Origin of the sequence: Rhodococcus sp. O3 (assembly GCF_048897285.1) — a bacterium.
Lineage (GTDB): Bacteria > Actinomycetota > Actinomycetes > Mycobacteriales > Mycobacteriaceae > Rhodococcus.
Genome location: NZ_JBMBTE010000145.1, coordinates 1 through 11233 on the forward strand (window position 1 = coordinate 1; position 11233 = coordinate 11233).

Annotated in this window: 12 protein-coding genes; 8 read left to right on the plus strand and 4 right to left on the minus strand. The window is 69.1% G+C overall.

The features are described from left to right. Together ACN675_RS25065 and metG are read right to left on the minus strand one after the other, a co-directional pair. On the minus strand, positions 1 to 802 hold an 802-nt coding region (locus ACN675_RS25065; protein WP_420753407.1), incomplete at its 3' end, for a DUF2786 domain-containing protein. A gap of 45 nt (positions 803 to 847) precedes the next feature. After that, on the minus strand, positions 848 to 2407 hold the full coding sequence (metG, locus tag ACN675_RS25070) for a methionine--tRNA ligase (protein WP_420753408.1): 1560 nt from the start codon (positions 2405 to 2407) through the stop codon (positions 848 to 850). A 21-nt stretch (positions 2408 to 2428) separates the two neighbouring features. Here metG and ACN675_RS25075 point away from each other — a divergent pair, with 21 nt between their 5' ends. After that, positions 2429 to 3265, plus strand: coding sequence for a TatD family hydrolase (locus ACN675_RS25075; protein WP_420753409.1), 837 nt, complete (start codon positions 2429 to 2431; stop codon positions 3263 to 3265). Between the two features lie 47 nt (positions 3266 to 3312). Further along, a complete protein-coding gene (locus ACN675_RS25080) occupies positions 3313 to 4371 on the plus strand; it encodes a maleylacetate reductase (protein ID WP_420753410.1) in 1059 nt (352 codons plus the stop codon). Positions 4372 to 4374: 3 nt separating this feature from the next. Here ACN675_RS25080 and ACN675_RS25085 read toward each other — a convergent pair whose 3' ends face one another. Next, complete coding sequence (locus tag ACN675_RS25085) at positions 4375 to 4881, minus strand: VOC family protein (protein WP_420753411.1); 507 nt, start codon at positions 4879 to 4881, stop codon at positions 4375 to 4377. A gap of 152 nt (positions 4882 to 5033) precedes the next feature. Here ACN675_RS25085 and ACN675_RS25090 point away from each other — a divergent pair, with 152 nt between their 5' ends. The 5 genes from ACN675_RS25090 to ACN675_RS25110 all read left to right on the plus strand — a co-directional run bounded on the left by ACN675_RS25090 (position 5034) and on the right by ACN675_RS25110 (position 9416). Continuing rightward, positions 5034 to 5462 carry a DoxX family protein gene (locus ACN675_RS25090; protein ID WP_420753412.1) on the plus strand — a complete coding sequence of 143 codons (429 nt, stop codon included), beginning with the start codon at positions 5034 to 5036 and terminating at the stop codon, positions 5460 to 5462. A 351-nt stretch (positions 5463 to 5813) separates the two neighbouring features. Then, the gene (locus ACN675_RS25095) at positions 5814 to 6941 is read left to right on the plus strand and encodes a transglycosylase family protein (RefSeq protein ID WP_420753413.1); all 1128 of its coding nucleotides are present in this window, start codon (positions 5814 to 5816) and stop codon (positions 6939 to 6941) included. 12 nt (positions 6942 to 6953) lie between these two features. Continuing rightward, positions 6954 to 8081 (plus strand): transglycosylase family protein, encoded by a 1128-nt coding sequence (locus tag ACN675_RS25100; RefSeq protein WP_420753414.1) that lies wholly within the window; start codon positions 6954 to 6956, stop codon positions 8079 to 8081. A 9-nt stretch (positions 8082 to 8090) separates the two neighbouring features. After that, entirely contained in the window at positions 8091 to 8966 is an 876-nt protein-coding gene (gene rsmA / locus ACN675_RS25105) for a 16S rRNA (adenine(1518)-N(6)/adenine(1519)-N(6))-dimethyltransferase RsmA (protein ID WP_420753415.1), read from the plus strand. A gap of 243 nt (positions 8967 to 9209) precedes the next feature. Beyond that, complete coding sequence (locus tag ACN675_RS25110; protein ID WP_068155724.1) at positions 9210 to 9416, plus strand: cold-shock protein; 207 nt, start codon at positions 9210 to 9212, stop codon at positions 9414 to 9416. 85 nt (positions 9417 to 9501) lie between these two features. Here the strand turns inward: ACN675_RS25110 and ACN675_RS25115 are convergent, their stop codons facing one another. Further along, positions 9502 to 10470, minus strand: a complete 969-nt coding sequence (locus tag ACN675_RS25115; RefSeq protein ID WP_420753416.1) for a helix-turn-helix transcriptional regulator — start codon at positions 10468 to 10470, stop codon at positions 9502 to 9504. Positions 10471 to 10566: 96 nt separating this feature from the next. Here ACN675_RS25115 and ACN675_RS25120 point away from each other — a divergent pair. Further along, positions 10567 to 11233 (plus strand): 4-(cytidine 5'-diphospho)-2-C-methyl-D-erythritol kinase (locus ACN675_RS25120; protein WP_420753417.1); only part of this gene is annotated, 667 nt, incomplete at its 3' end.

An 11233-nucleotide genomic window follows, 5' to 3' on the forward strand; every position in this document is an offset into this window, starting at 1 on the left:
CGAGCAGCGACCCGAACAGCACCTCGATCTGGCGCAGTTCGACGTCGCCGCCGACGACCGTGGCGATACCGACCTTCGCGAACCACACCGTGCGCGCCCGGTTCGCGCTCCCGATCGCGGTGAGCAGCAGCACCTTCTCCTTGGCGTACGGATTGTCCAGGTGCACCCGCATCCCGCGGATGCCGGACGACTCGTCCTCCCCGGCGAGCAGGGCCGCGCTCACCGCGTAGCGGGTCACGAGTTCCTGGGCCTTCGCGGTCAGCGCCTCGGCTTCCTCGGGGAAGTCGGTGGATTCCGCTTTCGACAGCAGCCCGCGGATCCGATCGAGGATCCGCGGATCCGGGACCGTATCCGCCGCGGCGGCGGTGCGCAGCGGCGGCCACTGCGACGGGGGCGGGGCCAGAACGGTGAAGCGCGGCAGGTACTTCCAGGTGAACGCAAGGCCGGTCACCTGGAACCGCGTGACGTCCGGCAGCGCACGCTGCAGCGCGGCGCCGAACAGCGGACCCCGATCGCCGGGCGGGATCCGCGTCGCGAGTGCGGCGAGGTGCGGATGGTGGTCCGCGACGATGCGGAGCTGCCGGAGCCAGCCTTCCGGGGCCCGGTCCTCGGCGCGGCTGCGGTGCGCGTCGAACAGCACCGCGGCCGCGCCGAGCGGCACGTCCGAGAGGTCGCCGGAACGCGCCGTCACGTGCAGCACGTCCGCGGGTTGCCACCCCCGCTCGTACGCCCAGGTCAACTCGTCGAGCAGCGCCTGGGCGCCCAGGTCGTCTTCTCGAATGTATGTTCTAGTGCTCCCCATGTGGGCAGTGTGACGGAAGGCACCGACACGAACCCGGGGAGCGGACTATTCGGCGTCGTCGACGAACCGCGGGAACACCGGCGACGGTGCCGGCAGCGCGGTGCCCGGCACCAGACGCGTCGCGAGGTCCGCGAACGTGCGGGCATCCGCATCCTGGCCGAGCAGGTCGAGGATCTTGGTACCCGAATCCGGCATCACCGGCTGGACGAGGATGCCGACGATGCGCACGACCTCGAGCGTCACGTACAGGACCGTCGCCATGCGCGCCGGATCGGTCTTGCGCAGCACCCACGGTTCCTGCGCGGAGAAGTACCGGTTCGTCTCGCCGAGCACGTGCCAGATCGCCTCGAGCGCCAGGTGCAGGGCCTGGACGTCGAACTCGGCGCGCACCTTCTCGAGCAGGCCGTCGGCCTGGGCCAGCAGCGCCAGGTCGTCCTCGGTGAACTCGCCCGGCGTCGGCGCGAGCCCGTCGAGATTCTTCGCGACCATCGTCAGCGACCGCTGCGCCAGGTTGCCCAGCTCGTTCGCCAGGTCCGCGTTGATCCGGGTAGCGATCGCCTCGTGGCTGTAGCTGCCGTCCTGGCCGTAGGAGATCTCGCGCAGCAGGAAGAACCGCAGCTGGTCCAGGCCGTACTTCTCGACCATCTCGAGCGGGTCGACGACGTTGCCCACCGACTTCGACATCTTCTCGCCCTTGTTGAAGAGGAAGCCGTGCACGAACACCCGCCGGGGCAGTTCGACGCCCGCCGACATCAGGAACGCCGGCCAGTACACCGTGTGGAAACGGGTGATGTCCTTGCCGATGATGTGCAGGTTAGCGGGCCAGAACTTCCGGAACGCGTCGGAATCGGTGTCCGGGAATCCGACACCGGTGAGGTAGTTCGTGAGCGCGTCCACCCACACGTACATCACGTGGTCCGGATGCTCCGGCACCGGAACACCCCAGTCGAACGTGGTGCGCGAGATCGACAGGTCCTTCAGGCCACCGGAGACGAAGCTGACGATCTCGTTGCGGCGGGTCGCGGGGGCGATGAAGTCCGGCTGCTCCTCGTACAGCGCGAGCAGCTTGTCCTGGTAGGCGGACAACCGGAAGAAGTAGGTGGACTCCTCGGTCCACTCCACCGGGGTTCCGGTCTCGGTGGAGATCCGGGAGCCGTCCTCCTGCAGCGTCGTCTCGGCCTCGGCGTAGAACGCCTCGTCGCGCACCGAGTACCAGCCCGAGTAGGTGTCGAGGTAGATGTCGCCGGAATCGACCATCCGTTGCCAGATGGCCTTGCTGGCCTCGATGTGGTCCGCGTCGGTGGTGCGGATGAACCGGTCGTACGAGATGTTCAGGGCCTTGTCCATGGCCTCGAACACGCTCGAGTTGCGCCGGGCGAGCTCCTCGACCGGCAGCCCTTCCTTGACGGCCGTCTGCTGCATCTTGAGGCCGTGCTCGTCGGTGCCGGTCATGAAGAACACGTCGAAGCCGTCGAGACGCTTGAACCGTGCGATCGCGTCCGAGGAGATGTACTCGTAGGCGTGCCCGATGTGCGGGGCACCGTTCGGGTAGGCGATCGCGGTGGTCAGATAGAACGGCGGGCGGGCGGAAATGGGCGCAGTCATGGTGGCCCTACTGTATAACCCGTGAGCAAAGCCCGTCCTGCGCCCGAGCCCCCCGAACCCCTCGCACCCCTCGTCGACGCCCACACGCATCTCGACGCGTGCGGCGCGAAGGATCCCGAATCGGTTGCGGCGATCGTCGATCGGGCCGCCGCGGTCGGTGTGGGCCGGGTCGTCACGGTCGCCGACGATCTCGACGCGGCACGGTTCGCGGTGCAGGCGGCGCACTGGGACGACCGTGTGTACGCGGCCGTCGCGATCCACCCGACCCGCGCGAACGTCCTCGACGAGCAGACCCGCGCGGAGATCGAACGCCTCGCCGCGGACCCGCGGTGCGTCGCGGTGGGGGAGACCGGCCTGGACCTGTACTGGCCGGGCAAACTCGACGGCTGTGCCGACCCCGTCGAGCAGGAAGACGGTTTCCGCTGGCATATCGACCTCGCCAAGCGCCTCGGCAAGACGCTGATGCTCCACAACCGCGACGCGGACGCCGAGTTGCTGCGGGTCCTGCACGACGAAGGGGCTCCCGAGACGGTGATCTTCCACTGTTTCTCGTCGGACGCGGACATGGCGCGGGCGTGCGTCGACGCCGGCTACGTGCTGAGCTTCTCCGGGACCGTGAGCTTCCGGAACGCGAAGGCGCTGCGCGAAGCGGCGCCGCTGGTGCCGCGCGAGCAGGTGCTGGTGGAGACGGACGCGCCGTTCCTGACCCCGCATCCGTTCCGGGGCGCCCCCAACGAGTCGTACTGCCTGCCGTACACGCTGCGGGCGCTCGCCGAGGTGCGCGGGGAGGATCCGCTCGAACTGGCGGCCGCGACCACCGCCAACGCCGAACGGGTCTACGGCTTCCCGGCGATCTGATCCCGAACCGCCCGGGTGCGCGCGCCGGAACCGCAACAATCGGAGGCATGTACAACTTCGTCTACACGGCACAGCCGGCCCGGGTGGTGTTCGGCGCGGGAACGGCCGCGCGCGTGGCCGACGAGGTCGAGAAGCTCGGCCGCTCGCGGGTGTTGCTGCTCGGCGGCGATCACGTGCGTAAACAGGCGGATTTCGTCGAGGACATCCTGGGCGGCCTGCGGGTCGCCCGGTTCGACGGTGCCGTCATGCACACCCCGGTCGCCCTCACGGAACGGGTGCTGCGGCTGGTCGAGGAGCACGACGTCGACGCGGTCGTCGCGGTCGGCGGTGGTTCGACGACCGGTCTGGCGAAGGCGCTGGCCGTGCGCACCGGGATCGACCAGGTGATCGTGCCGACGACCTACGCGGGGTCCGAGGTGACCCCGGTGCTGGGGGAGACCGCGGACGGGGTCAAGACGACGCGATCCTCGCCGGAGATCCTGCCGGAGACGGTGATCTACGACGTCGAGTTCACGCTGTCGATGCCGGTCCCCATGGCCGTGAACAGCGCGTTGAACGCGATGGCGCATGCCGTCGAGGCGATGTACGCCGAGCAGGCCAATCCGATCGTCGATGCGTTGGCGCTGCAGGCGATCGCGGCGATCGGCCGGGGTCTGCCCGCGATCGGCGCCGACGCCGTCGACCACGGGGGCAGATCGGAGTTGCTGCTCGCGGCGTGGCTGGCGGGAACGTGCCTCGGTGCCGTCGGCATGGGGCTGCACCACAAGCTGTGCCACGTGCTCGGCGGCTCGTTCGAGCTCCCGCACGCGGCGACGCACGCGGTGATGTTGCCGCACGTCATGGCGTACAACGCGGAGGCGGTGCCCGGCGTGATGGCGCGTATCGCGGACGCGCTCGGCACCGAGTCCGCGCCCGCGGGCGTGTTCGATCTGGTCGCCGCGGCGGGTGGGCCGACCACGCTCGCCGAACTCGGGATGCGCGAGGGCGATCTCGACGAGGCCGCGCACCTGGCGACGGAGCGGCGGTATCCGAATCCGCGGGAGATCACGCGGGTGGGGGTGCGCCGGGTGCTCGCCGAGGCGTTCGAGGGCGTGCGGCCGGCCTGACCGTCAGAGCACGTGGTGCCCGTACATCTCGCCGAGCGGATCGGCGATGAGTTCGACACGGGCGCCGTCGGGGTCGCGGAAGTACAGCGACGTCCCGCTGTGTTCCTCGGTGCCGACACCGGCGTCGGCGAGTGCCGCCCGCAACCGTTCCCAGTGGTCGGGGGCGACGCTGATCGCGATGTGGTGCAGGCCGCCCAGGACCTCCCGGTAGGGGCCGACGTCGAGTCCGGGGAAGTCGAAGAATGCCAGCAGGTTCCCGTTGCCGATGTCGAAGAAGAAGTGCGTCGAGCCCGGATAGTCGCGGTTCTCGATCAATTCGGTGAGCGGGAATCCGAGGAGGTCCTGGTAGAAGCGGATCGTCGTCTCCACGTCGCTGCTGAGCAGCGCGGTGTGGTGGAGCCCGCGGGCGGTGGAGGCGGGCCGCCGGTCGGCGGGCAGTAGGTACTGCGTGCGGAGACGTTCGCGCTGGGCTTCGAACCGGTTGGGATCCCGGTCGGTGGTGGTGCTCACGATTCGCTCCTCACAGTTCGTTGCTTGTTCAACTACCTGAGCGTATCTCGTATCGTTGCGCAGTCAACCATTTTCCCGCGGTGCGATACATTGAGTGTGACGTGCATCACCGGTGCGCGTGAACCTTCCGTTTCGTCGATGAGAGGTTCCCCATGAACAGCGCAATCTTCCGCGACATCGCGATCCTGCTGGCTCGACTGGGCATCGGTGTCATCTTCCTGGTGCACGGGCTGCAGAAGCTCACCGTCAACGGCTACTCCGGCACCAAGACCGGGTTCGAAGGCATGGGCGTGCCCGTGCCGCCGGTTACCGCGTTCATCGCGACCTGGGTCGAGATCCTCGGCGGTATCTCGCTGATCCTGGGTCTGCTCGTCCCCGTGTTCGGGGTGTTGTTGTTCCTGGACATGCTCGGCGCGTACCTGTTCGTCCACATGGGGAACGGCATCTACGTCAACGACGGCGGGTGGGAACTCGTCGGCGCACTCGGCCTCGGGTCGCTGCTGCTCGCCGCGGTGGGGGCGGGGGCGTTCAGCCTCGACCGCTTCGTCGCACCGAAGGTGCCCTTCATGGCGCGCGCGTAGTCGTCGCCGGGCGGCTGACGCCGCCCGTGTGCCTTTGTGGCGGCTGGAACCGCCGGAAAGGCACACGGCGCGGCCGTGTTCTCGTGCGTGAACGGCCGGGTCGGGCCGTGAATTTCCGCCTCCTTTCGACCATCCTTTCGAACGGCGTTTCGTCCGAAATCACATGCTCGTAATTGGGGGTGCGAATCGCACGTCCGTACCACTTTTCCGGGTCTCGGCGCAGTGATCGAAAATCACGAATTGTCACCAAGCATTTACAATTGAATCCGCAGTTCAGACGGGTGCAGTTGCCGTATCAAAGCCGGTTCGTTACCGTGCTGTGATCACAGTTGTCGTCCGTTTGGAATTGTTGTGTCACCTTTCGCCAAGCTCAATCGAGCCAAATCTCCCGTGCTGTACACGGTCGTCGCGGCCCTTTTCGTGACGCTCATCACCGGCGGAATCTTCGCCCTCGTCAAGCACAAGGAACTGACCCTCGACGTCGACGGTGAGCAGCGTGCCTTCGGCACCATGAGCTCCACCGTGAGCGACATCCTGGCCGACGCCGGATACGCAATCGGCGAGCACGACGTCGTCGCTCCGGCCGCCGACGCGACCGTCTCCGACGGCGACACCGTCGTCCTGCGCCGCGCTCGCGAGGTCAACCTGACCGTCGACGGCGAGCAGCGCTCGGTGTGGACCACCGCACTCACCGTCGACGAGGCGCTGGCCCAGTTCCAGCTCTCCTCCGACGTCCACGTCTCGGCCTCGCGGTCGCACCGCCTGCCGCTCGAAGGCATCGACCTGAACGTCGTGAACCCGCGCAACGTCCAGTTCACCGACGGTGCCGCGCCTGCGGTCCCGGTCCGGATCGCCGCCCCCACGGTCGGTGAGTTCCTCGCCGCCAACGGCACGAAGCTCGAGCAGGGCGACTCCGTGACGCCCGCCGCCGACGCTCCGCTCACCGAGGGCCTGAACATCGTCGTCACCCGCGACCGCATCGAGTCCCGCGTCGAGAACCTGCCCGTCCCGCCGGCGGAGCACCGCGTCGACGACCCGAACATGACCGAGGGCGAGACCGCCGTCGACAACCCGGGTGTCCCGGGTGAGCGTTCCGTCACCTTCGACGTGCACACCGTCAACGGCGTCGAGGTCGGCCGCACCGAGAAGGCGTCGACCGTGATCACCGAGCCCGTCGCCACGACCGTCCGCGTGGGCACCAAGCCGAAGCCCGCAGTGCCCGCCTCCGGCCGCGCCTCCACCTGGGACGCGATCGCGCAGTGCGAGGCGACCGGTAACTGGGCCATCAACACAGGCAACGGCTTCTACGGCGGCCTGCAGTTCACCCAGCAGACGTGGGCCGGTTTCGGTGGCACCCAGTACGCCCCGCGCGCAGACCTGGCCACCCGCGAGCAGCAGATCGCGGTCGCCGAGAAGGTGCAGGCGGCACAGGGCTGGGGTGCCTGGCCTGCATGCACCAGCAAGCTCGGCCTGAGGTAAGAACTGGAACTTGTGTCTGCGCTGTCGAAGATCAACAGTTCCCGGTCCACGCTGCTGTATGCGGTGGTAGGGGCCCTGTTGCTGACGTTGATCGCCGGAGCAGCGACCGCGGTGGCGCGGCACAGGACGATCACGGTGAACGTCGACGGCGAGCTCGTCGCACTCGACACCATGCGCACCGACGTGCGCGGCGTGCTGTCCGATGCCGGATACGGCATCGGGCAGCACGACGTCGTGGCACCGGATGCCGACGCGTCCGTCTCCGACGGCGACACCGTGGTGCTGCGCCGGGCCCGCGAGGTCCAGCTGACCGTCGACGGCACCGAGCGCAGCATCTGGACCACCGCGCTGACGGTCGAGGAAGCGCTCACCCAGCTCGATCTGGCCTCGGACGTGTACGTGTCGGCGTCGCGCTCGCACCGGCTGCCGATAGAAGGTCTCGACCTGGACGTGGTGACCCCGCGCAACGTGCGGCTCGCCGACGGCGGTGCCGCCGCCGTCCCGGTCCGGCTCGCCGCCCCCACGGTCGGTGAATTCCTCGCTGCACACGGCGTCCCGCTCGAGCAGGGCGACGATGTGAACCCGCCCGCCGACACCCCGCTCTCGGACGGTCTCGAAATCGACGTCACCCGCAGGCGGGTCCACGAAGTCACCGAGACGCTGCCGCTCGAGCCGCCCGTCCGACGCGTCGAGGACGAGACGATGAACATGAGCCGCACCGTCGTCGATGACCCGGGCACCCCGGGGGTGCAGGAAGTGACGTTCGCCGTCAGCACCGTCGACGGGGTCGAGACCGGCCGCGATGTCACCGCCACGAGCGTCGTCACCGAGGCCCGGCCGTCGATCGTGCGGGTCGGCGCCAAGCCGGGCACCGAGGTCCCGCCCGTCGAGAACGGCGACATCTGGGACGCGCTGGCCGAGTGCGAGGCCGGCGGCAACTGGGCGATCAACACCGGCAACGGCTACTACGGCGGCGTGCAGTTCGACCTGAGCACGTGGGAACGGCAGGGCGGGCTCCGTTACGCCCCGCGCCCCGACCTCGCGACCCGCGAGGAGCAGATCGCGATCGCCGGCCTCACCCAGCAGGCGCAGGGCTGGGGTGCGTGGCCGTCGTGCTCCGGCGGCCTGGGCGTGCGCTAGGTTCAGGACGTGTCAGACGACTCTCCCCGCGGCCAGGCGGCACTGCTCGGCCCTGCCGAGGTCCGGACGCTCGCCGAGGAGTTCGGCGTTCGCCCCACCAAGCAACTCGGCCAGAACTTCGTGCACGACGCCAACACCGTGCGCCGCATCGTGTCGGTCGCCGGCGTGGGCCGCGACGACGTGGTGCTCGAGGTCGGCCCCGGTCTCGGATCGCTGACCCTCGCCCTGCTCGACGTCGTGGACCGGGTGGTCGCGGTCGAGATCGATCCGAAGCTCGCCGCGCGGCTGCCCGAAACCGTCGGGCAGCGAGCACCCGAGCTGGCCGGAAACCTCGACGTGGTGCTGCGGGACGCGATGAAGGTGATGCCGGACGAGCTGCCGGTCACCCCGACCGCGCTCGTCGCGAACCTGCCCTACAACGTCGCGGTGCCGGTGCTGCTGCACCTGTTCGCCGAGTTCCCCTCGCTGCGCACCGCGCTGGTGATGGTCCAGTCCGAGGTCGCCGATCGGCTCGCCGCGCAGCCGGGCAGCAAGGTGTACGGCGTGCCCAGCGTGAAGGCCTGCTTCTTCGGGGAGGTGCGTCGCGCGGGTGCGGTCGGGCGCGCGGTGTTCTGGCCCGTACCGCAGGTCGAATCCGGTCTCGTGCGCGTCGATCGCTACACCGAACCGCCGTGGCCCATGGATGCGGAGTTTCGCCGCCGGGTCTTCGCGGTCGTGGATGCCGCGTTCGCGCAACGTCGTAAGACGCTGCGCGCCGCGCTGAGCGGTTGGGCGGGTTCGCCGGCCGAAGCAGAAAGGCGCCTGGTCGCGGCGGGTATCGACCCGTCGATGCGTGGTGAAAAGCTCGATGCCGCAGCGTTCGTGCGGCTCGCAACCGTCGAGTGACCGTCGGCGCCGTTGGCTGCCAAGGCGATTCGCTCCACAGTTGCGGACTCGCGAAGTGTGTGATCTACTTGTCCACGGTCGTTAGGTAGTGTGTTTGTGGTTAACCCTCGCACATTTCTGGTTGCGAGCGGATGCGATAGCCACCACGGAAATCGTTTCAGCCGTCGAGTGACAGACCCGGACGGTGTTCAGCCGTCCGACGACGGGGAGGCGACCGCCACCCCACAGCAGTTAGGAAACAACATGGCTGAAGGTACCGTGAAGTGGTTCAACGGCGAAAAGGGCTTCGGCTTCATCGCTCCGGCCGACGGTTCGGCTGACGTCTTCGTGCACTTCTCCGAGATCCAGGGCCGCGGCTTCCGCACCCTCGAGGAGAACCAGCGCGTGAGCTTCGAGATCGGCCAGGGCCAGAAGGGCCCGCAGGCCACCGGCGTCACCGTCATCGGCTGATACCGATACCTCTACGAAACCCCGGAACTCGCAACGAGTTCCGGGGTTTCGTGCTGCAAACGGTTGCGGTGTCCCGCCTTTCGCGTCAGGCACGTGCGTACCGGGCGGCGAGCAGCGTGTGTCGATCGGCCAGGGCGCGGCACGCGTCGCGCAGTTCGGGCGGATCCAGCACCGTGAACTCGACGTCGAACGCGTGCAGCCAGCCCGCGATCGACTCGAGCGACCGGCCTTCGAGCACCACCGCGCAACTGTTGTCGTCGACGAGTTCCACACTGCCCCAATCGTCGTCGACCTTCGGGGCGATCGCGTCGAAGGTCGCGTGCAGCAGCACCCGGGCCTGCACCTGTGCTGCGCCGCGCCGGATCCCGCGCGCCACGAACTCGGCCGCGCCACCCGGCGGCAGTTCCCGGGGCGTGAACCGCGGACCCGTGGGGATCTTCGGTTCCATCCGGTCGACACGGAACGTGCGCCAGTCCTCCCTGCCGACGTCCCAGGCCACCAGATACCACCGCAATCGCGACCGCACCAGGCGGTACGGCTCGACCTCGCGCCGCGTGGATTCCCCGTCGTGCGTGCGATAGTCGAAGCGCAGCCGCTCGTGGGCGTGACACACCGCGGCGACCGTGCTCAGCAGCGCCGCGTCCACCGCCGACGCCGCCGGTCGGCGATCCACCACTTCCACCTCCAGCGCCTCGAGCCGGTGCCGCAACCGCGACGGCATCACCTGCCGCAGCTTGGCCAGGGCCCGGGTCGCGGCCTCACCGATCCCGGTGACCGAGTCGTTCGCCCCGGCCTGCAGCGCAAACGCGACGGCGACGACCTCCTCGTCGTCGAGCAGCAGCGGCGGCATCTCGGCGCCCGCACCGAGCCGATAGCCGCCGCCGACCCCGACGGTCGCGTCCACCGGATACCCGAGGTCGCGCAGTTTGTCCACATCGCGCCGGACCGTCCGGGTGGTGATCGACAACCGGTCGGCGAGTTCGGCGCCGGACCAGTCCCGGCGGGTCTGCAGCAAGGCCAGCAGCCGCAGCAGGCGGGCGGAGGTTTCGCGCATGCGACGACGATCCCACGAATCGCGGACGAGTTCGGTCCTAATCGGCGACGGCTGCCGGAGCTTGGGGCCGGCACCGTCCGGGTAAGCTCTGTTCTCGTGCTTTCCGTCGTTCCGTCGCCCGTCACGGTGCGGGCCCCGTCCAAGGTCAACCTGCATCTTGCGGTCGGTGACCTGCGAGAGGACGGCTATCACGAGCTGCGCACCGTGTTCATGGCCCTGTCGCTGAGCGACGAGGTCTCGGTGGTGCCGGCCGACGGTCTGAGCGTACGGGTGCGCGGCGCCGACGCCGCGCAGGTGCCCGCCGACTCCACCAACCTGGCATGGCGGGCCGCCGAACTCGTCGCCGCGCGTGCCGGCCGCCGGCCCGAGGTCGCCATCACGATCGACAAGGGCATTCCCGTCGCGGGCGGCATGGCCGGTGGCAGTGCCGACGCCGCCGCCACGCTCGTGGCGCTCGACGCGCTGTGGAACCTGGGGCTCGGGCGCGACGAACTCGACGAACTCGCCGCCGAACTCGGCAGCGACGTGCCGTTCTGCCTGCACGGCGGCATCGCCATCGGCACCGGACGCGGCGAGCACCTCGTGCCCGTACTGTCGCGGCACACCTTCCACTGGGTGCTCGCACTCGCCAAGGAGGGACTGTCCACGCCGGTGGTGTTCCGCGAACTCGACCGGCTCCGCGCCGAGGGAGACCCGCGCCGCGTCGGCGGCACCGACGAGCTGCTGCACGCGCTCGCCGGCGGCGATCCGCACGTGCTCGCCC